The sequence below is a fragment of the Saccharopolyspora soli genome (assembly GCF_022678645.1).
GTDB lineage: Bacteria > Actinomycetota > Actinomycetes > Mycobacteriales > Pseudonocardiaceae > Saccharopolyspora > Saccharopolyspora soli.
Map to the genome: position 1 here is coordinate 46228 of NZ_JALBWV010000044.1, position 20196 is coordinate 66423.

The 20196-nt window shown below is 65.9% G+C and carries 22 protein-coding genes and 2 pseudogenes; 11 read left to right on the plus strand and 13 right to left on the minus strand.

Features of this window, described 5'->3' with window-relative positions; genetic code table 11:
- Nucleotides 1-135 precede the first annotated feature (135 nt).
- Nucleotides 136-285, plus strand: a complete 150-nt coding sequence (locus MOQ72_RS46080; RefSeq protein ID WP_242188844.1) for a hypothetical protein — start codon at nucleotides 136-138, stop codon at nucleotides 283-285.
- Between the two features lie 112 nt (nucleotides 286-397).
- On the opposite strand, the gene MOQ72_RS28685 is transcribed toward MOQ72_RS46080, so the two are convergent.
- Nucleotides 398-694: an integrase core domain-containing protein gene (locus MOQ72_RS28685; protein WP_242188845.1), complete on the minus strand. Its 297-nt coding sequence runs from the start codon at nucleotides 692-694 to the stop codon at nucleotides 398-400.
- 403 nt (nucleotides 695-1097) lie between these two features.
- Nucleotides 1098-1157: pseudogene (locus MOQ72_RS45750) on the minus strand (hypothetical protein); the annotation flags it as partial.
- Nucleotides 1158-1987: 830 nt separating this feature from the next.
- Between MOQ72_RS45750 and MOQ72_RS28695 the strand changes: the two are divergent.
- The 3 genes from MOQ72_RS28695 to MOQ72_RS28705 all read left to right on the plus strand — a co-directional run bounded on the left by MOQ72_RS28695 (nucleotide 1988) and on the right by MOQ72_RS28705 (nucleotide 4440).
- Nucleotides 1988-2392: an integrase core domain-containing protein gene (locus MOQ72_RS28695; protein ID WP_242188847.1), complete on the plus strand. Its 405-nt coding sequence runs from the start codon at nucleotides 1988-1990 to the stop codon at nucleotides 2390-2392.
- A 469-nt stretch (nucleotides 2393-2861) separates the two neighbouring features.
- A complete protein-coding gene (locus tag MOQ72_RS28700; RefSeq protein WP_242188848.1) occupies nucleotides 2862-3446 on the plus strand; it encodes an Rv1733c family protein in 585 nt (194 codons plus the stop codon).
- A gap of 163 nt (nucleotides 3447-3609) precedes the next feature.
- A complete protein-coding gene (locus tag MOQ72_RS28705) occupies nucleotides 3610-4440 on the plus strand; it encodes an IS5 family transposase (protein ID WP_372495568.1) in 831 nt (276 codons plus the stop codon).
- Nucleotides 4441-4450: 10 nt separating this feature from the next.
- On the opposite strand, the gene MOQ72_RS28710 is transcribed toward MOQ72_RS28705, so the two are convergent.
- From MOQ72_RS28710 to MOQ72_RS45755, 8 genes and pseudogenes are all read right to left on the minus strand, one after another.
- On the minus strand, nucleotides 4451-4780 hold the full coding sequence (locus MOQ72_RS28710) for an SDR family oxidoreductase (protein WP_242188850.1): 330 nt from the start codon (nucleotides 4778-4780) through the stop codon (nucleotides 4451-4453).
- Nucleotides 4781-4860: 80 nt separating this feature from the next.
- Nucleotides 4861-4974, minus strand: a pseudogene (locus MOQ72_RS28715) (3-hydroxyacyl-CoA dehydrogenase); the annotation flags it as partial.
- Nucleotides 4975-5109: 135 nt separating this feature from the next.
- Nucleotides 5110-5688, minus strand: a complete 579-nt coding sequence (locus MOQ72_RS28720) for a TetR/AcrR family transcriptional regulator (RefSeq protein ID WP_242188851.1) — start codon at nucleotides 5686-5688, stop codon at nucleotides 5110-5112.
- Nucleotides 5689-5882: 194 nt separating this feature from the next.
- On the minus strand, nucleotides 5883-6611 hold the full coding sequence (locus tag MOQ72_RS28725) for a DsbA family protein (protein ID WP_242188852.1): 729 nt from the start codon (nucleotides 6609-6611) through the stop codon (nucleotides 5883-5885).
- A 211-nt stretch (nucleotides 6612-6822) separates the two neighbouring features.
- Nucleotides 6823-7863: a flavin reductase gene (locus tag MOQ72_RS45310; RefSeq protein ID WP_308197983.1), complete on the minus strand. Its 1041-nt coding sequence runs from the start codon at nucleotides 7861-7863 to the stop codon at nucleotides 6823-6825.
- A gap of 294 nt (nucleotides 7864-8157) precedes the next feature.
- Nucleotides 8158-9636, minus strand: a complete 1479-nt coding sequence (locus tag MOQ72_RS28740) for an aldehyde dehydrogenase family protein (RefSeq protein ID WP_242188853.1) — start codon at nucleotides 9634-9636, stop codon at nucleotides 8158-8160.
- Nucleotides 9636-10778, minus strand: coding sequence for an LLM class flavin-dependent oxidoreductase (locus MOQ72_RS28745; protein ID WP_242188854.1), 1143 nt, complete (start codon nucleotides 10776-10778; stop codon nucleotides 9636-9638). Before MOQ72_RS28745 ends, MOQ72_RS28740 begins: the two co-directional genes overlap by 1 nt.
- On the minus strand, nucleotides 10753-11013 hold the full coding sequence (locus MOQ72_RS45755) for a hypothetical protein (protein WP_372495569.1): 261 nt from the start codon (nucleotides 11011-11013) through the stop codon (nucleotides 10753-10755). Before MOQ72_RS45755 ends, MOQ72_RS28745 begins: the two co-directional genes overlap by 26 nt.
- Here MOQ72_RS45755 and MOQ72_RS28750 point away from each other — a divergent pair.
- Both MOQ72_RS28750 and MOQ72_RS28755 read left to right on the plus strand, forming a co-directional pair.
- On the plus strand, nucleotides 11000-11203 hold the full coding sequence (locus tag MOQ72_RS28750) for a hypothetical protein (RefSeq protein ID WP_242188855.1): 204 nt from the start codon (nucleotides 11000-11002) through the stop codon (nucleotides 11201-11203). The genes MOQ72_RS45755 and MOQ72_RS28750 overlap by 14 nt on opposite strands.
- A 106-nt stretch (nucleotides 11204-11309) precedes the next feature.
- Nucleotides 11310-12494, plus strand: coding sequence for an IclR family transcriptional regulator (locus MOQ72_RS28755; protein ID WP_242188856.1), 1185 nt, complete (start codon nucleotides 11310-11312; stop codon nucleotides 12492-12494).
- Between the two features lie 111 nt (nucleotides 12495-12605).
- Here MOQ72_RS28755 and MOQ72_RS28760 read toward each other — a convergent pair whose 3' ends face one another.
- Nucleotides 12606-13067: an MmyB family transcriptional regulator gene (locus tag MOQ72_RS28760; protein WP_242188857.1), complete on the minus strand. Its 462-nt coding sequence runs from the start codon at nucleotides 13065-13067 to the stop codon at nucleotides 12606-12608.
- Between the two features lie 22 nt (nucleotides 13068-13089).
- A complete protein-coding gene (locus MOQ72_RS28765) occupies nucleotides 13090-14085 on the minus strand; it encodes an aldo/keto reductase (RefSeq protein ID WP_242188858.1) in 996 nt (331 codons plus the stop codon).
- Nucleotides 14086-14447: 362 nt separating this feature from the next.
- Between MOQ72_RS28765 and MOQ72_RS28770 the strand changes: the two genes are divergently transcribed.
- Entirely contained in the window at nucleotides 14448-15425 is a 978-nt protein-coding gene (locus tag MOQ72_RS28770; RefSeq protein ID WP_242188859.1) for an amidohydrolase family protein, read from the plus strand.
- Between the two features lie 59 nt (nucleotides 15426-15484).
- Here the strand turns inward: MOQ72_RS28770 and MOQ72_RS28775 are convergent, their stop codons facing one another.
- Nucleotides 15485-16321 (minus strand): helix-turn-helix transcriptional regulator, encoded by an 837-nt coding sequence (locus tag MOQ72_RS28775; RefSeq protein ID WP_242188860.1) that lies wholly within the window; start codon nucleotides 16319-16321, stop codon nucleotides 15485-15487.
- 187 nt (nucleotides 16322-16508) lie between these two features.
- Between MOQ72_RS28775 and MOQ72_RS28780 the strand changes: the two genes are divergently transcribed.
- The 4 genes from MOQ72_RS28780 (at nucleotide 16509) to MOQ72_RS28795 (ending at nucleotide 19858) form a co-directional block, all read left to right on the plus strand.
- Nucleotides 16509-18017 (plus strand): GMC family oxidoreductase, encoded by a 1509-nt coding sequence (locus tag MOQ72_RS28780; RefSeq protein WP_242188861.1) that lies wholly within the window; start codon nucleotides 16509-16511, stop codon nucleotides 18015-18017.
- Between the two features lie 111 nt (nucleotides 18018-18128).
- A complete protein-coding gene (gene nthB, locus MOQ72_RS28785; protein WP_242188862.1) occupies nucleotides 18129-18878 on the plus strand; it encodes a nitrile hydratase subunit beta in 750 nt (249 codons plus the stop codon).
- An 8-nt stretch (nucleotides 18879-18886) separates the two neighbouring features.
- The gene (gene nthA / locus MOQ72_RS28790; RefSeq protein ID WP_242188863.1) at nucleotides 18887-19504 is read left to right on the plus strand and encodes a nitrile hydratase subunit alpha; all 618 of its coding nucleotides are present in this window, start codon (nucleotides 18887-18889) and stop codon (nucleotides 19502-19504) included.
- A 15-nt stretch (nucleotides 19505-19519) separates the two neighbouring features.
- Nucleotides 19520-19858, plus strand: a complete 339-nt coding sequence (locus MOQ72_RS28795) for a nitrile hydratase accessory protein (protein WP_242188864.1) — start codon at nucleotides 19520-19522, stop codon at nucleotides 19856-19858.
- Nucleotides 19859-20196: the final 338 nt, after the last annotated feature.

Sequence of the window (20196 nt, forward strand, 5' to 3'; positions counted from 1 at the left end):
CGCGCCGGACGCCGCGGCGACGGGTACTTCCCCGGCGGCATCGTCCACCCCGACGAGCGCGCCATCCAACTGCGGCTGGCCCAGCAGGCCGCCACCGACGCGGGCCGCGACCCGCACGCGCTGGACTACACCCGGATGGGCTCCATCGAGCTGACCACCGAGCGAGCCGAGCAACTAGCCGAGGAAGGCGTGACCCGCATCGTCGTCAGCAGCACGGCCACCGACCCGACCGAACAGCGCGACGAGATGTCCGAATTCGCGGAACGATTCAACCTCCGCGGCTAGCGCCAAATCGCACAACCTACCTACTACACGAGGTTGATCATCAGGGTTATGGAACGCGGCGCCTGATGCCCTCTACTGACCGTGCCCTTGCCGAAAACCGCATCCGTGCAGGTCATGCTGCGCGTTGGTACTCGTGAAGGATGCCACCCAGCCGGTCGTGTCGACGTATGGTGAGGGGGTCGAGCTGCTCCGGATTGGCGACCGGTGCGGGCAAGGGACGTAGCGGGCGGGCGTTCGCGATGCCTTGGTGAGGGCGGTGGGAGTTGTAGAACTGTTCGAACTCGCACAGGGCATGGAGCAGGTGTCGCTGGTTCCAGATCAGTGTGCGGTCGAGGAGTTCGCGTCGGCAGGTCTGCACCCACCTTTCCATGATTGAGTTCATTCTCGGCATCTGGACGCCGCTGAGCACGACCTCGATCCTCGTATCCGTCAGGACGGCATCGAACTAGGGCGGGGAACTTCCCGTCTCGGTCCCGGATCAGGAATCGCGCGCGGCAGTCGGTGTCCTCGAGGTCCATGACGAGATTCTTTGCGGCTTGGGCGACCCACGCGGCGGTCGGGTGCGAGGCGGCGCCCAGGATCCGGATTCGCCGGGTGGTGTGTTCGATGACGGCGAACACGTACATCCGCGTCCCGGAGCGGGTGACGGTTTCGAAGAAGTCGCAAGCCAGCAAGGCGTCGGCCTGGGAGCGCAAGAAGTCGGCCCATGCGCTGGAGTTGCGTTCGGGTGCCGGGTCGATCCCGGCCCCTTGCAAGATTTCCCAGACGGTGGACGCGGCTACTTTCACTCCCAGGGTGAGCAATTCGCCGTGGAGTCGGCGGTATCCCCAGCTGGGGTTCTCCTTTGCCAGGCGCAGCACCAAAGCGCGGACGGAGCGGACGGTGCGTGGTCGGCCAGGGCGCTTCGGTGTGGAAAGGGCAGCATGGCGGCGTTGTGGGTGCCGAAAACCTCATCCATGTGCTGTGACGTGCAGTTTCTCGGGTCCTGCTGAGGACGGCAGGGCAAGCACGCCAGGATCACCCATCGTGCTGCTACGACTCCCCTACCTCGCTGTCACCGGCATGTTCGCGTTCCTACGGTTACTACCGATGACCAGCACCGACAAAGACATCGAGATCCTGGCGCTGCGCCACCAACTCGCAATCCTTCAACGTCAGGTCGGCAGGGCTCGTTTCGCCCGGCCCGACCGGGCATTTCTCGCCGCCCTACTACACCGCATACCCTGGCCGACGCTGCGACAGATCCACCTGATCGTCTCCCCCGACACCATCCTGCGCTGGCACCGCGACCTCTTACGCCGCCACCACAGCAAAGCCTCCCGCCCGAAGAAGCCGGGCCGACCGCCTACCGTGCGCAGCATCCGTGCCCTCGTCCTGCGTCTGGCCCGCGAAAACCCGAGCTGGGGCTATCGGAGAATCCACGGCGAACTGGCCGCTCTGGGGGTCGCGGCTTCCACGGTTTGGGAGATCCTCAAGGTCAACGGCATCGAACCTGCACCTCACCGCGACCACCTGACCTGGGCGACATTTCTGCGCCACCAAGCGCAGGCGATCCTGGCCGCCGACTTCTTCGAGACCAGAACCCTGACCGGAGCGCGGCTCTACGTCCTCGCCGTCATCGAGCACGCCAGTCGCCGCATCCGCGTGCTCGGCGCGACCGCTCACCCCACCGCAGCCTGGACCACCCAAATGGCGAGGAATCATGGATATCCAGGACACCGCCGCCACCGTGAAGTACCTGATCCGGGACCGTGACAGCAGGTACACAGCCGCCTTCGATGCCGTCCTCGCCGACAGCGGCATCGCAATCACCAAAACCGGAATTCGCGTGCCGCGCATGAACGCGACCATGGAACGCTGGATCCGAACATGCCGAACCGAACTCCTCGACCGAACCCTCATCCTGAACCAGGCACACCTCGTACACGCCCTGCGCGAGTACGAGTCCTTCTACAACGAGCACCGGCCCCACCCGGCACTACACTCCGCAGCCCCACAACGCCCGCTACCAGCACCCATCACCGAGCCGGATCGGGTCAGCCACCTCAACATCCGACGACGTGATCGACTCGGCGGCATACTCCACGAATACCAGCACCCCGCGTGACCTGACCGGATAGGGTTTTCGGCACCCACAGGGCTGACTGCGCGGCGTGGGTGTCGTTGTGAAAGTGCCATTCCAGTCGGTACCGGGCATGTAGTGGTGGGTCCTCTGTGGACCAAGCGAAGATCCTGCGATCACCGTCGTGCTGGGTTTCGATCGCGGTCTGAAACGGCATGGAACAGGCAGCAGGATCGAGCGCGGTCGGAAAGTTGGATGACCGAGATCCGCAACGGCTCGGGAAGCACGCGAGCCGAACACTGTTCGAACGTTTGGATCTCGCAGCCATCCCAGCGCGCAAACACTGTGTGTGAGTAACGGTACTCATATACACCGATAGTGTTTGATTGATCACGTTGTGTTAACTGCTGAGTGGCCAAGGACGACAAATCTGGTGGAGGGTGCCGCGCACAACATGGCACAACCAACGGCGGTCGTTCGCGGCACACGGTGCACCGGCAGTCTGGAGGTTGGCATGGTCGTGGCGCTGAAAGCGCACGCAGCATGGTTGGTAAACGCACTGGGCGTGAATCGGAACCCGTTGCGCAGGCCGATCGATCGAATGGCGGCAGGCATCTCGCTGCTGCTGTTGATGGTGGCGCTGATCGCGATCCCGGCATCGGGCTTGTTCGGCGCGTCACTGCACGCCGATCTGACGCAGCGAGCAGCGGTATCGGCGGCGACCACCCGACCGGTGACCGCGGTGCTGATCACCAGTCCCGAGTTGAGCGTGCCGGTCTCCGAGTCCCACACCCCACGCGGCGTCAGCTCGACCGCGGTTGTCGAGTGGCGCGACGGGCTCGGCCAGCAGCCGCACACCGCGACCATCCAGGTGCCGGAAGACAGCTCCGCGGGCGACAGCCTGACGGTGTGGGTCGACCAGGCAGGCAACCGCGCCCCGCCGCCGCCCAGCGAGAGCTCGGTCACCGCATCGGCGATCTTCGCCGCGGTGCTCGTGCTGCTGGTGATCGAACTGGCCTGCATCGCCCTGATCGCCGGAACCCAACACCTCGCCCGCCGCGTGTGCATGCGCGCCTGGGAACGCGAATGGTCGTTCTGAGAGCCTGTTCTTGAACTTGATCTTGGCTGCCGGGGTGGTGCGGGCATGAGAAGGGACTCCTGGTAGATCGGTTGATGCCTAGTCATCCGCTCTACCGAGGAATCCCAGGGTGTCATCGTGCCCGAGTACGTCGCTGGTTCACGCACGGGGTGGGCGGTGCTGCCTGCTGGCCACCTCACATCGGCGTTCGCACAGGTCACGTCGTTACCCGTCGGACACCAGCGACGCGCAGTGGGCGATCATCGAACCCTTGTTGCCGACGCCGGGCCGGTTGGCCGGACGCGGCGGACGGCGGGCGGTGCATTGCCGCCGCGAGATCGTGGACGCGATCTTGTATGTGGTCGACAACGGCATCAAATGGCCGGCTCTACCAGCGGATTTCCCGCCGTGGTCCACTGTGTACAATTACTTCGCCGCGTGGGAATCCGCAGGCGCGACGCAGAGCTTACTCGACGGGCTACGCGACCGGGCACGCCTGGCCGAGGGCCGCCGCGCCGCCCCCAGCGCGGGCAGTATCGACTCCGCCTCCGTCAAGGCAGCCGAGACCGTCAGTGCTGATAGTCGCGGTTTCGATGCGGGCAAGAAGATCAACGGCCGCAAGCGTCACATCGCCGTGGACACCCTCGGCCTGCTGATCTGCGTGCTCGTCACCGGCGCCGGAGTGCAGGACCGTGTCGCCGCCCGCACCCTGCTGGCCCGCTTGAAATATCTCTGCCCGAGCATCCGGCTGATCTGGGCCGACGGCGGCTACACCGGCACCCTGCTCAACTGGGCCCAGGCGTTGTTCGGGTTCACCATCGAGATCGTCACCAAACTCGCAGGTCAAACAGGGTTCGTCGTTCTCCCGCGCCGGTGGGTCGTGGAACGCACCCTGGCCTGGATCAACCAACACCGCCGCTGCGTCCGCGACTACGAACGCCTCCCGCAACACCACGAAGCCATCGTCCGCTGGGCCATGATCCACACCACCAGCAAACGCCCCACCCGAGACTAGGAACAGGCTCTCACGGGGTCCAGCCGCCGTCAGCGGCGAGTACAGCGCCCGTGCAGAATGTCGCGTCCTCGGACAGGAACACAGCGGCGCGCGCGATCTCCTCGACCGTGCCGAACCGTCCGAGCGGGGTCGCGTCAGCGATCCTGCGGCGCGAGGCATCCGGGACGGCCGAGGCCATGTCGGTATCGACGAAACCCGGCGCGAGCACGTTGACCCGCACTCCGTTCGGCGCGAGCTCCTTCGCCAGCGACCGGGCGAACCCCACGGCGGCCGCCTTCACGCTCGCGTATGCCGTGTCACCTGGGAGGCCGACGGAGCCGACCGCGGATCCCACGATCACGACACGTCGTCCACGAAGGACGGTTCGAGTGCGGTGAGTCCCTCGACACTGGTCGTGGGGCGGATCGTCTCATCGACGAGCCGCAGCGCCATCCGGATCGCCCCGCCCATGCGGATGACCTCCCCGTTCAGGTGGTCGTGCTCGACGATGCCCACCACGAGCCGCGCGTACTCGTCCGGACGCCCGAAGCGTTTCGCCAGATCGAGCGCGAAAGAATGTGTGTACCGATCGATCCAATCACTTTCTCAACGATCGCAGCTTGGCGCATGAAGTTTCGGCACACTGATAGACCGCTCAGTCCAGGAAAGTAACGGTTGGGTCCAGCGGGCTCACGCCCGGATCCCCTCGATCAACGCGTCGAGGAACATGTCCGCCACCTCGTCTGGCGTCAGCCCGCCAGCAGGCTCGAACCACAGGTAGGTGTAGTTGAGCATGCCGAGGATGCCCTTCACCAGGAGCCGGGGCGTCGGACGCAGCACACCGGCGCGCCTCCCGCTGTCCAGCGCCCGCCTCCAGTAGCTCTCGTAACGCTCCCGGGCCGCGACGACGTGATCGCGCCCCTCTCCGGTCAGCGCGGTGTACTCGCGGAAGAACACCGCCCACTCCGCACGGTGCTCGGCGATGTTGCGCAGCAGCCCGCGCGCCATCTGGCGGAGCAGTTCCTCGGCGTCCAGCTCTTGATCGAGCAACTCCTCGGCGTAGCTGTTCATCTTGTCGACCTGCTCCTTGCTGATCGCGTAGAGCACGGCCTCCTTGCTGCCGATGTAGTGGTAGAGCGCTCCCCGCCCGAGACCGGCCGCCTGGCCGAGTTCGGCCATGCCGGTGCCGTGATAGCCGTTCTGGGCGAAGAGATCAGCAGCGATCCCGATCACACGCGCGCGGTTCGCCTCGAAGTTCGTTGCCGTCATCGCCGACGCCCCCACCTCATGCCGTGGACCGAACGGCCCATGGGCTATCCGCTCGGCGCACGCGCCTCAGCACCCCATCCCGCCACCACATGCCACTGCTCACGCCAGTCATCGGGTAAGGGCACGATCACGGGTGTCCGCTGAGGTGCGGCACGTAGGTGTGCGCCAGCGCCGACCGCACGGTGCGCCGACGCTTACTTTTTCAGCCGCCGACTTCCGCCGTGCCAGTCCTCCTGAATGCCGACCTCGCTGGGGCGGACGCCGAAAGACGGTAGCTGCGGTTGCTCGCGCAGGCTGCGCTTGAGCTCGGCGAAGCCGGGAAAGCGCGCCAAGGCGACCACGTGCTCCCACAGCTCGGCGGCCTGGTCCTCGTCCGGGAGGCGGCTGATCACTGGCCCGAACAACGCGGTACCGGCGGGCGGCTCGAAATGCAGGATAGGAGTCCCGACGTCCTTACCCGTCAAAGTCAGAGCGACGTCCGTCTCGGCCTGGATCTCCTCGTCCCAGGACAAGTCCTCCAACGCATCCGCGTAGTCCGGTCGCAATCCAATGCGCGCCAGCGCCTCCGACGCCAGATTTCGGACGCCTCGATGCACCGCGGCGGCGCTGCCTCCGGGCACGCTCTCCCGCTCGAACGTTTCCTCCCCCAGCGCCTCGTAGAACGCCCCGACGGGTTCCCGTCCGTGCTGCCGCCGGATACGCGCCGCCACCCGCAGCAGCCTCAAACCCGCGGTGTGGGATGCCTCGTACTCCGACGGGAACTGCGCGCCATAGTCGACATCGGCGTTGACGAGCCGGAGCGAGATGAATCGCCAATCCACGTCGTAGTTCCGCTGCCGCTGAACAAGGCGCACCCACTTGCTCGCCATCCAGGCGAACGGGCAGACCGGGTCGAAGTAGAAGTGCAGATCAGCATCGGTCATATCCCCAGAGTACCCGCGTGTACACCCTGTACTAGTCAGTCCAACATGATGAGACGGCTTGACCAAAACACCGGGATTTTCGGAACATACGCCGCGCATCTTTCGTGTATTAATCGGTACACCAGAGCCCGGAGCAGCGCCCGGCCACATCCTGCTCAGCGCCATTGCCGACGGAGGTGCGCCCGCTGGGCCGTTTTCTTCGCTCTTGCGATCACGTCGGCACCTCGATGAGCCGCCGGAAGCCGGATTGGTGGAACACCAGCGGCCGGGTTTCCGGCCCAGTGCGAAGACCGGCGATCCGCAACAGCACGATGTGATGATCCCCTGCGGGGATCTCGTCCTGGATCATGCAGTCCAGCCACGCAGTGGCCCCTTCGATGAGGACGGCGCCGCCCACTGTGGTGTGGAGGGTGAGCCCGGCGAAGCGATCACCGGTCCTCGCCGCCAGCGAGCGGCACACCGCCTCGTGCGCCTCGCTGAGCACGCTCACCCCGATCCGGCCCGCGGCGCGCAGGCGTCGCCAGGTTGTCGATTCGTTGTCGACGCAGACCGACACCAAGGGCGGGTCGAGGGAGACCGACGTGAACGAGCTGACCGCCATGCCAGTGGGCTCACCGTCGACCAAGGAACACACAGCGGCGACACCACTCGGGAAACAGCCGAACGCATCCCGCAGCAAGCGGGCGTCTGCGGCGTCGACCGCCGTGAACGGGGGCGAAATCGTCTCTGCAGCCCCATATCCACGCGCCGTGGCCCGTGTAGTGGCGACGAGCTTGGTGACCACCGGTTCCCAGCGTCGCGTGTACTCCGCGAGCTCGGTGGAGTCGTTGTACTTCTCCTCAAGCAAGTAGAGACCGGGCAGCACGCACGTGGCGCCCAGCTCCGCCAGCACGGGCCGCAGCAGCAGATCTGGGGCCATCGCGTGCGTGGGTCCCGCGCCGAGCATGAGCGGGACGGCGACGACTCCCTGCATCCCGCTGCGCCCGGCGAACCGGTCGAGAAAAAGCTTCAGCAGGCCGGTGTAAGTACCTTTGAACGTCGGGCTCGCGATGACGACGACGTCGGACTGCACGACGGTTCGCACAGCGGCACCAACAGCTTCGTCGTCGCGGGCGAGAAGGCCGGATTCGAGGTCGACGAGGTCGAGCACATGGTCAGCGGGTCGGCCCGTGAGCGCCTCGGCGAGCAGCGTCGCGGACGTGAGCGTTCGGGAGTTCGGCTTAGGATTTCCAACGACAACTGTGGTGATCACTTGACGCTCCCAAGAAAAGATGACCCGCAGGATGGGGCGGCATGGGCATCGGCGTCGCGCACCGACCACAGCGGTTTCAGAATCCGCCTTCGAACGCCTTCTGCGTGGCGGTATGTGCGGCGCGACGTGCTCCCGCGAGGCCCGCGTATCGCTTCAGGACACGCGGGCCTCGCCGGGGTCACCGCGGCAACTGCCACCACCGGTCGGGTTCGGCTGGTGGCTGCTGTCGCAGGCGAAGCTCCGCGGGTCGGGACGTGCCGAGCCCGGGTCCCCGGCTCGCGGTTGGTGTTCGGTTCAGAGTTTTATGTTGATTGATTTTTCCTGTGTGTAGCTGAGGAGTTCGTCGATGGATTCTTCTCTGCCGAGTCCGGATGCTTTGAAGCCGCCGAAGGGCATGCCGAGGAAGTGTCGGCTGGAGTCGTTGATCCAGACGTATCCGGTTTCGAGTTGTTTGGCGGTCCGCATGGCTTGTTGGATGTTGTTGGTGTAGATGCTGCCGGTCAGGCCGTAGCGGACGGAGTTGTGGATTGCGACGGGGTCGTCGTTGTCCGTCCAGCGGATGATGGACAGGACTGGGCCGAAGATCTCTTCGGTCGCGACAGCCGAGGTGGCGTCGACGTGGTCGAGGACCGTCGGTTCGACGTAGTAGCCGGTGTCGAGACCTTGAGGCCGTCTGCCGCCGGTGACGACGACCGCGCCGTCTTCCTTGGCGCTGGCGAGGTAGCGCAGGACTTTCTCGTACTGCTCGCGGTTGACCAGTGGGCCCTGATCGTTGTCCGGGTCCAGCGGTGAACCGAGCACGTGCCCTTTGAGCCGCCGTGTCATCTCCGCGACGACCGCGTCGGCGATCGATTCGTGCACGAGCAGTCGCGACGTGGAACCGCAGGACTGTCCGGACCACGTGAAGTTCATTCCCTGGATCGCGCCTTGCGCGACCTTGTCGGGGTCAGCGTCGGGATAGGCGATCAAGGCGTTCTTGCCACCCAGCTCAAGGGTCACCTTCTTCACACCGGTCTGCGCGGCGTCCTGCTGGATGCTGCGGCCGGTCGGCTCGCTGCCGGTGAAGCCGATGCGGGTGATCGCTGGGTGGCGCACCAGCGCCCGCGGCACGGTGGGACCGTTGCCGACCACGATTTGGAACACGCCCGGAGGGAACAGGTCCTGGATCAAGCGGGCCAGGTGCAAGGCCGACATCGGGGTGGCTTCGGCCGGTTTGAGGATCACGCAGTTCCCAGCGACCAGCGGTGCGGCGATCTTGCTGATCGCGAACAGGATTGGGTGGTTGAACGGGATGATCTTCGCGACGACGCCGAAGGGTTGGCGCATGGTGAAGCGCATGTCCTCCGAGGGCAGCGTGAAGCCCTTCATCTCCAGCGCCAAACCCGCGAAGTACCGGCACAGCCCCGCGGCCATGCGCACGTCCCCCGACATCACCGACACGGGAGCGCCGCCATCGACGGCATCCAGCAGAGCGAGATCGTCGATGTTCGCTTCGGCGATGTCGGCGAGTGTGCGGACGAGATCGGCGCGTTCGAGGACGTCACGGTCTCGCCAAGCGGGAAACGCGGCCTCGGCGCGGGCGACGGCATCGTTGACCAACTCCTCGTCCGCGTCGGGCACCGCTGCGATGGTGCTCTCGTCGAGAGGACTGGTCACTTCGAAGGTCCGGCCATCCGGGGCGCCGATGAGCTCGCCACCGACCAGCAGCCGCCAGTCCGCCGACAGCAACTGCTGGACTCGGGCGAGGTTTTCTGCGGTTGTTCCGAGGGCCATCAGCGGACTCCTGCCTGTTCGAGAAGCGGATAGGTCTCTACCTGGAACCGGGCCATGTCCTGGATGTAGCGGGGCCAGGACAGCAACACGCCATCAAGACCGGTATCGGTCAAGGCGATCAGGGTGTCGGCTACCTGTTCCTTGGTGCCCACGATGGGATAACCGGCCCACCCGGCGATGAAGTGGAACTTCATCTCCTGCAAGGTTTCCTGCGGAAACGACTGGGAATTCATCCCCATGCTCCGCACGAGGTTCTCCGCCGCGACCCAGTCGCCCTTCTGATTCACGTAGTAATCGAGGAACTGCCTGGCCTCCTGCTCGGTGTCCTCCTGAACGACATAGGCGTTGATCCACACCTTGATCTCGCGCCCGTACTCCTGGCGGGCCAACCGTTTGAACTCGTCGACCTTCTCCTTCAACCCCGCCGGGCTCTGCTGGCCGATGTCGGTGTTCACGAACACGACATCGCAGTTGCGGGCACCGAAATGCCGCCCCGCGCTGGAGCCGCCCGCGTTCATCAGAACCGGGTGCGGGGTCTGAAGCGGTCGCGGAGCCAACGCGGCATCGACGATGTGGAAGTACTTCCCGTCGAAGTTGACCGGCTCGTCATCCGTCCACAGTTGGCGGATGATGTCGATCCATTCTTGGGCCACCTGGTAACGATCATCGTGTGGCAGCTGCTTGGCGCCGAACATCTCAATCTCCGGTGCATGCCAACCGGTGACGATGTTCAATGCCAAACGGCCGCCCGAAATGTGATCGATCGTGGTGGCCTGCTTCGCCGCCATCACCGGATGAATCGTCGGGACGTGCGAGGTCACGAACAGTCCGGCCCGCTCCGTGGCACTGCCCAATCCCGCCGCCCACGTGAAGCACTCGAATCCCGCGCCGTTGAAGTTCGTCTCACCGCCAAAACCCCGCCAACGGCCGACCGGGACCAACGCCTCGAACTCCATCTCGTCGCCCATGCGAGCCAGCGACAACGTCTGTTCCCACGACGCTTCCAAAACCCCCTCGATCGTCGATATCGCGCACCCACCGGACAAATTCGTGGAAAACGTCCCCAACCGCAGCCTGCGATCGTTGAAAACCGGATGCGCGACCTCACGCAACTGATCAGCCCGCGTCGCCTTCGTGGTCACCTCGCACCCCTCCCCGCTGCCGACCGTACCGGTCCCGCAATACGCATAACGATCCCCTTTCACGTGCGAAAAACAGCGGTCCGCAAAACCAACCAGACAAAACCGTCGAGGTATCAACACCATCGCCGAAGACCTCGGAGCACTCGCGACCGAGTGCGTCGGCGAACAAAGCGGGTGGGACCGCTCGACCTCGGCCTTCGACCGAAATCAACAAGCGTTGGATGATCAGTTCCATGGTGCCGTTGACCGTCGCGATGCCCAACAGGCACGTCACGCCGAAGACCAAGAGGAACAGCCACCGGGAAAGCCGGGAGGACTTCGTCCAGTCCGAACGTCTGTGGCGACTCGTGTCGTCCGTAGTCGCTGCCGCGCACGGGCCGGTCCGCCAACCTGTCGGCCGGAGCCTCTTCCAGCGTCGCCCGTAAGTCACCCAGCTGACGCCGCACCGAATCTTGCTCTACCGAGCTTCTCAACACCGTTGTTCATTCGGCCCCCGTCCTGGAGGTTGACTACCGCTCCGGCGCTTCGGGCGTGGAGATCTTGACGCACCCAGCCCTCGGGCAACCCCGTCCGTCCTATATTTCAGGACAAGACAGCTGTATTTCGAGACAGAACACTGCCATGGTCCGGGTGAGGCGTCAAGAGGTTGGCGCCCGGGCCCATGGCGGCAGCGCCGTGAAGTTGGGCTGGATCCGTCGGCACTGTCCGCGATTCACACCGGTGAGCAGCTACGGCCGTACCGCCAACGGCTGGGCGCGGCGCGCTACGAGGGCGACGAACTCCCTCACGGGCAGCTTCGTTTCAGGCAAGATCGCGACCGAGCTCCGCCGCCGCGGGCACGTGACGTTCGACCACGACGCCCTGGCCGTGCTTCAGTTGGCTCGGAGCGTCCGCTCGGACACGGACGGTACGCTGACTCGTATGTCAGGACAGAGCAATGGCAGTGGATACCGCGAACGCAACGCCACGGCCGATCGCACGCTCGACCTCTTGAGCATGTTCAGCGAGGAGCAGCCGACCGTCAGCGGTGCTCTGGTCGCGACCGAGCTCGGCGTCTCGCGTTCCACGGCGTACCGCTACCTCCAATCGCTCGTGTCCGCGCAGTTCCTCGAAGAAGCGCCGAGCGGCGGCTTCCGGCTCGGGTTGCGCGTGATGGAGCTCGCCCGGCTGGCGCGAAGAACCTACGGACTTTCAGAAATCGCCGCGCCCGTCATCGACGATCTCGCGCACGAGCTCGGCGAAGCGGTCCTTCTCACCCGGCGTAACGGCGACCTCGTCGTCTGCTTGGACCGAGCCGAGTCGTACCGACATCACGTGCGGATCTCCTACGAGCGCGGCACGGTGTTGCCCCTGAACGCTGGCGCCTCGGCCATCGTGCTGTTCGCCTGGGAGGATCCGGAGACGGTTCGCGAGCTTCTGTCCGGCACCCAGCTGAGGCGGTTCACCGAGTCGACGCTGACCGACGTCGACGAACTGCTTGCCAGGCTGGAGCGGATTCGGTCGGACGGCTACGCGGTGTCCCGTTCAGAGTTCGACCCCGATGTCATGGGAATCGCGGCCCCGATTTGGGGTCACCGTGAGGGCGAGGTGGTGGCCGCGGTGAGCGTGGTCGGTCTCATCTCGCGGATCCCGGCAAAGGTCGAGCGCAGAATCATCGCCAAGGTTCGGCTGGCCGCGGCGCAGATCAGTGAGCGGTACACGATCGTCCAGGGCTGATGGACGTCCCACGTGCGCAGCCGTCCGCCGTGGTTCCGTGCGCCTGCGGCGGGGCAGCAGCGAACCGCACCGTCCGGTCCGAGATGTCGATGTGACGCGAGCGAACCGGCGTCAGGCGTCGAACGTCTGCCCGCCGAGCACATCGAGAAATTCGAAGTTCGCGGCGGCGGTCGATCCCGGTTGTGGCCGGAAGATCACCAGCCGATGGCCGGTGGTGGCGCTGAGGACGAAGTCGCACTGCACGTCGAGCGGCCCCGCCCGTGGATGGATCAGCTGCTTGCGGGTGGAGCGCAGGGGTTCCACGGCCATGTCACCCCAGTACCGGCTGAACTCCTCGCTCGTTCGGAGGAGGTCGGTGATGAGGCGGTCGGCCGCGGCGTCCCCGCCGCGGCGCGCGGCGGCTGCACGCAGGTCCGCCGCGTAGCCGCGCCCGATCGCTTCGTGCTCCTCGGAGACGTTGAGAGCGCGCGAATCGGGATCGGTGAACCAGCGCCAGGTCACGTTGCCGACACGCTCGTCGCCGAGTTCCCACGAGCCGATCAGCGCATGGCTCAGCCGGTTCTGGGCGAGCACTCGCTGTGCTTCAACGTACCGCTCACTCCTGGATGGCCTTCATCCCGGCTGGCACGTACCGCTCGCCCGCCACCTCGCTGGCCGGGATCGCTTCACTGAGCGCGGTCAGCGTATCGGGGTCCAGCGTGAGCGCTGAGGCGGCGACGTTCTCCTCCAGGTAAGCGCGTCGCTTTGTGCCGGGGATGGCGGTGACCCCCTGGGCGAGCACCCACGCCAAGGCCAGCTGCCCCGGCGTGGCGCCGTACTTCTCGGCGATCGCTCGCACGCGATCGGCGAGAGCGAGGTTGCGAGCGAAGTTCTCGCCGTTGAAACGAGGCGCGGTGCGACGCCAGTCGTCCTCCGGCAGCCCGTCGAGCGAGCGCAACTCGCCGGTCAGGAAGCCGCGCCCCAGCGGTGCGTACGCCACGAACCCGATGCCTAGCTCGCGCACCGTGTCGAGCACTCCGTTGGTCTCCACGTTCCGCGTGAACAGCGAGTACTCGGTCTGCACGGCCGACAGGGGTGCTGCGGCGTGGGCTGCGCGAATGTTGTCAGCAGACGCTTCGCTGATGCCCAAGTACCGCACCTTGCCTTCGGCGACCAGCTCGCCCAACGCACCGAAGGTCTCAGCCACCGGCACGTTCGGGTCCACGCGGTGCTGGTAGTACAGGTCGATGCGATCCGTGCCGAGCCGACGGAGCGAGCCCTCCACGGCACGTCGCAGGTAGTCGGGCCGACCGTTCGGGCCACCGACGATCTTGCCCGTCTCATCGAGCGTCGCGCCGCCGAACTTGGTGGCGAGGAGGACCCGGTCCCGATAGGGCGCGACCGCGCGTCCGACCAGCTCCTCGCCGGTGAACGGGCCGTACATGTCCGCCGTGTCGAACAGCGTGACCCCGAGCTCGATCGCTCGGTGGATCGTGTCGACCGACCCCGCGTCGTTCGGGGTGCCGTACATCGCGGTCATCCCCATGGTGCCAAGCCCTTCGACCGATGCCGTCAGGCCTTGGCTGCCGACCTCGTGCGTCCTGATGCTCATGTGGTCCTCATGTCGTGGCCGACCGCTGCCGTTCGGCGGCCGCTCGGCAAGAATGCACCGGCACCGGGCCGCTTCGAGCGTCCAACTCAGACCCGTCTTCCGAGGACGACGCTGGGTCGCAGCGAACGCCCGGACGGCCGTCGGCGCGCTTGCTGGGTGCGGCGTCGCGAGTTGTCGTTCTTGACCGCAGCGGTGTGCGGATAGGTGGGCAGCGGCGGCCAACCGGCAGCGACCGCGAAAATGATGACCCGGACTGAACGGCGTTGGCGTCAGGGCGGTCGACTTCCCGCCTGCGACGGTTCGCTCGATGGATCGGGCCGGAGTAGCAGCAAGTTGCTCAATGGTTTTGGAGATGATCTCGGATGCGCCGCATCACCTTGGAAGAGGCAATCTGGTTCGACGACCTGAAGACCCACGGCACCCCGAAGGCCCACGAGGCCTCGGTCTACCGACCAGAGGTCCTCGCCCGCTGGACGAGCAGGCTCACCGACATCACCGCGCACCGGCTACCCGAAATGGACGAACACGGCATCGACATGCAAGTCCTGTCCCTGACGTCGCCGGGCATCCAGGCGCAAGCCGACGCGAGCGTGGCCGTGGACGACGCCAAGCGCGCCAACGACCACTTCGCCGAGATCGTCAACCGCTGGCCGGATCGTTTCACCGCGCTGGCCGCGCTCCCGTTGCAGGACCCGCAGGCCGCGGCCGGGGAACTTCGCCGTGCGGTCACGGAACTCGGCCTGCGCGGGGCGCTGGTCAATGACCACACCCTCGGCCACTACCTCGACGAACCCCAATACGAGCCCGTATGGGCCGAACTGCAAGGGCTCGACGTCCCCATCTACCTCCACCCCTCCGGCGTCGTACCCGACGAATGGCATGTCCTGGGCGGCCACCCCGAACTGGTCGGCCCGACCTACAGCTGGACAGCCGCCACCGGCGCCCACGCGCTGCGCCTGATTTACGGCGGGGTCTTCGACCGCTTCGCCGGCGCCCGCGTGATACTCGGTCACATGGGGGAGTTCCTGCCCTTCCAGCTGGCCCGTTTCGATGCTCGCCACGCCGACCTCCAGCTCGACGACGGTCCCGTCCACCCGCCTTCGGAGTACCTGACCAAGAACTTCGCGATCACCACCAGCGGAGTCTGCTCGCATGCCGCCCTGCTCGGCGCGGTCATGGCCATCGGGATCGACAACGTGCTGTTCGCTGTGGACTATCCCTACGAATCCACCGCGGATGCCGTGGCGTTCCTCGACGCCGCCCCGCTAGCGGAGGCGGACCGACGGCGTATCGCCCACGGCAACGCCGAACGCCTGCTCAAGCTCGGGCCAGCCGTCTAGCCTTCCGGCGCGGCCTTCGGCATGACCCGTGGCAGGTGATGCCGTCGACCGCGCAGACTTCAGCCGACGCCTGCCAGGGTCTGGAGCTCTTGTATCGCTGATTGCGAGGCGAGATCCGCTGGGATCATCACATGCAGGGTCTGGTCCCTGTCTCGGGGTGTCGTCACCGCCTCGACATGCAAGCGGATGCGGCCGACGACGGGGTGTTGGAGCACCTTCGATTCCGGGACCACGCTCGTCGCGACGTGGCAGTCGTTCCACAGCTTGGTGAAATGCTCGCTCGTTTCGCTGAGTTCGTCGATGAGCTCGGCAGTCCGAGGGTCATTCGGATGCCGCCCGGCATCCATGCGCAGCATGCCGACCAATCCAGCTGCCGCGGCCTCCCAATCGACATGCGATTGGCGCGCCCGCTCGCTGAGCAGGACCCACCGGACGGCATTCCGCTCCTGAGCCGGCATCGCATTGAAATCAGCGATAAGAAGCCGTGCGGTGGGGCTCGTCGCAAGGACGTCGATCCGTCGACCGACAAGAACCGCGGGCAGGCCACCGAACGACTCCAGGAGCCGAAGCATCCCGGGCCTTGCCTGCTGCACCGTTGAATCGCAGCTCTGTTTCGGACGGGAGTTGTTCCACGCCAGGTCGCGCATGTGCTCCCTGGCTGGATCGTCCAGCCGCAGCACATCGGCAAGTGCGTTCAGGACGCCTTCGGAAGGGGCGGCTCGGCGGCCCTGCTCAAGTTTGGTGTAGTAGTCGACGCTCACACCGACGCGTTGAGCCACCTCTTCACGGCGTAGCCCGGGCACTCGTCGCCTGCTCACCGCCCCGAGGTCGTCGTTGTCCGGCACGAGCGACGAGCGTCGCACACGCAGGAAAGCACCTAACGTGACCTCCGTCATCGGGCCCCCTCGCATCCGTTCCACGCGCGGTCTTCAGGGTAGCCCTGCCAGTCCTATGCAGGACTGGCCAACCTTGGCATCCCAATGCCCGGCGGGCGTGTGCTTGCCTGGGTGCCGGACGGGGACATCCTCATCCTGCGCCGTTGGTGCGCCAGGTTGAGCCGGCAGGATGCGAGACCGAGGGAACATGCGCTCATTCGACTACGTGGTGGTGGGTGCGGGGAGTGCCGGCTGCGTGCTTGCGGCACGACTGTCGGAAGATCCGCGGACCCGGGTGCTTCTCATCGAGGCGGGTGCGGCCGATGGGCCGGAATCGATGGCCATCCCACCGGCGTGGCCGACACTGATCGGAAGCTCGGTCGACTGGGGATACGTCACCGTGCCCCAGCCTGGCACGAATGGTCTTGTCCATCCCTATCCTCGGGGGAAGGTTCTTGGCGGGAGCAGCAGCATCAACGCCATGGCCTTCCTGCGTGGGCACCGCGCCGGTTATGACGCGTGGGTACGGAATGGTGCTGCTGGCTGGGGATATGACGATCTTCTTCCGTTCTTCAAACGTGCTGAGCGGGCAGCGGGGCGCGATTCGGACTATCGGGGCACCGAGGGGCCGATGGTCGTGTCGTCGGCCGAGAACGTCCACCCGCTGGCCCACGCATGCCTCGACGCTGCCGTCGAGGTCGGACACCCCGTCACGGCCGACCTGAACGGCAAAGAGCAGGAGGGCGTGGCCTGGCTGGACACGAACATCGTGGATGGAGCACGGCAGTCCGCCGCCGACGGGTACCTGCACCCAGCTTCGGTCCGGTCGAATCTGACCGTGGCGCCGAATGCGACGGTCCGTCGGCTGACCCTGTCGGCCGGCCGTTGCACCGGTATCGAGTACTCGGTCGACGGGGAGCTGCGGTGGGTGGAAGCCAGCCGCGAAATCCTGCTCAGTGCCGGCACGATCGGTTCCGCCCAGCTGCTCATGCTCTCCGGCATCGGCCCCGCCGATCACTTGCGCGAGTTCCACATCGACGTGGTGGCCGATCTGCCAGGTGTGGGCGCCAACCTGCAGGACCACCCGCTGGCCGGAATCACCTACTCCTCGGCCAAGCCCGTTCCGCCGACGACGAACCAACACAGCGACCTCATCGCGATGGTGCGCAGCCGCCCGGACCTCCCGGCCCCGGACGTCCAACTGGTGTTCCTCGACATCGCCTACCATCCGCCGACGCTGGCCGGTCCCACGAACGGTTACACGGTCGGGTTCAGCCTCATGCTGCCGCACAGTCGAGGCAGCGTCCGGCTCGCCAGCAGCGACCCCGACACCGCTCCCCTGATCAACCCGAACTTCCTCGGCGACGAGCGAGACCTGGCGGCGATGGTCACGGCGCTGCGGCTGGCGCGCGAGGCCGGCGAAGCCCAGGCACTGGCGCAATGGCGGAGCGGGGAGGTGCTACCAGGCGCGGCCGTCCGAGATGACGGCGAACTCCGGGAATACGTGCGCCGGGTTACGGGCCCTTACTTCCACGCGGTGGGAACCTGCCGCATCGGCCACGACCCGCTGTCCGTCGTCGACACCGAACTGCGCGTACACGGCATCGAGGGACTACGCGTGGTGGACGCCTCGGTGATGCCCCACATCATCGGCGCGAACACGCACGCGACAGTCCTGGCAATCGCCGAACGTGCCGCCACACTCATCGCCCGGTGACCTCCGGGATGACCGTACGGGTCCAGGTGGGCATGACGCCGCTGGGTGCCGCACGGTTGAACAACTCGCGAGCGTTCTGACACGGAGGAAGGAGACGGCGGTGATGGTGGAATGAAACTGCAGCACGCGCTCGGCGGACTCGAAGGCCTCGACGACATGCCGATCACGTTCGAGAAACGGGTCTTCGTGCAGGAATGGGAGAAACGGATCTTCGGCATCCACGCGGCGCTGATGGGACTTTCCGCCGCATTGCGCGAGGCCGTTCCCGGCTACGACCTCGACGCGGTTCCCACCACGTTCGCCTCCACCTGGACCTGGGCCGACCTGCGCAAAGGCGCCGAGGCGATGAACCCCTTCGAATACTTCCGGCTGCGCTACTACGAGAAATGGCTCGGCGGCATCACCGCCTACCTCGTTGAACAGGGCTACATCTCGCGGTCCGAAATGGACAGCAGGACAGCCGAATACCGCGCCGATCCGGACATGTCGCTGCCGGAGGCCGGCGAAGACGCCATTGACGCACAGGTGATCAGATATCTGCGCAAGGGGGACACGCCGCGTCGCGGACCAGCGGACGCTCCGGCCTTCGCCGTCGGTGATCGGGTGCTGGTGCGCAATCCCCCGGCAGGCGAGCACACCCGGCTGCCCGGGTATCTGCGCGGACACACCGGAGTCGTGCAACGGGTCTTCGAAGGACGCTACGGCTATTTCTGCTCCACCGGAGCCGACGGGCTCGGCGATCCAGTACCCGTCTACATCGTGCGCTTCGAACCGGACGAACTCTGGGGCGAGCGAACCGAACCACACGCCGGACCGCTCTACGCCGAGCTCTACGAGAGCTACCTTTCCCCGATCCAGTAAGGAAGAACATGACGCAGTTCTCCTACCCCGACGACCGAGAAGAGGCGAGCGCCGCACAGGTGCGGGCCCTCGAAGCGTTGCTCATCGATAAGGGCATCATCTCCGACACCACGGTGGACAAGGTCCTGGGCTACTTCGAGTCGGAGATGACTCCGCTCAACGGCAAGAAGATCGTGGCCCGCGCCTGGGTCGACACCGAGTTCGCCGACCTGCTCGTGACCGACACGCCCGCAGCGATCGCGCGCCTTGACCTGCCCGAGGGAATGGCCGGAGCCGAAGGCGAACACATCGCGGCAGTGCGCAACGAGCCCGGCGTGCACAACCTGGTGATCTGCACGCTGTGCTCGTGCTTCCCGTGGCCGGTGCTCGGTCTTCCGCCGTACTGGTACAAGGATCCGGTCTTCCGCGCCCGCGCCGCACGAGAACCGCGCACCGTACTGGCCGAGCTCGGCGTCGAGCTCGACAACGACACGGAGGTCCGAGTGTGGGACTCCAGCGGCCACTCGCGCTGGTTCGTCGTACCCATGCGCCCGTCGGGCACCGAGGGCTGGAGCGAGGAACAGCTCGCCGAATTGGTCACCACCGAATCCATGATCGGCGTCGCACTCGCCAACTCCCCCGCCTGACGGAGGTTTTCGCCCATGAGCATCGACATCACCCAGGTCAGCTACGACGACACCGGGCACGTGTCCTTCCACGAGTCCTGCGTGACCGACCACAACCAGCCCGTTTTCGACGCGAAATGGCAGCGTCGCGCGTTCGGGCTGGCCGTCGCGCTCTCGGAGTTCGGGCACTACCGCTGGCAGGACTTCCAGGCCGAGCTGATCGCCGAGATCGGCACCTGGCAGGAAACACCCGCCGACGCCCGCAGCCGCTGGGAGTACTACCAGCACTGGACGGCAGCCCTGACCAGCGTGATCGAAAAGCACGGACTCCTGGAGGACGGCTACCTCAACCCCGAAGACCGCGACGGCCACTGAACCTCCAGACGTTCGGTGGTGGCGTTGGCGATTGTCTCGGGTTTCCTTGTGACGTTCCCGGGTCGATCGGGCGGGCTCATGTGTCGGAAAGCCGAGATCCGGTACTCGCAGTCGTCGAGGCCAGCGTTGACGTGGGCGATGGCATGACGCTCATCACCGCAAACCGGCGCGAGATCGTCGTTGAGCAGCCGTTCCGCCTCGTTCGGTCGCGATCCGATTCCCGACGTCGTCGACACTGCGCGGATGGCGATGACCGTCATGGTTGATACGCCTCGCGTTTCGTCTTATCGTAATGCATGACAGAACCGTTGTTCTGTTTTGTAGAACAGAGCTGTGAG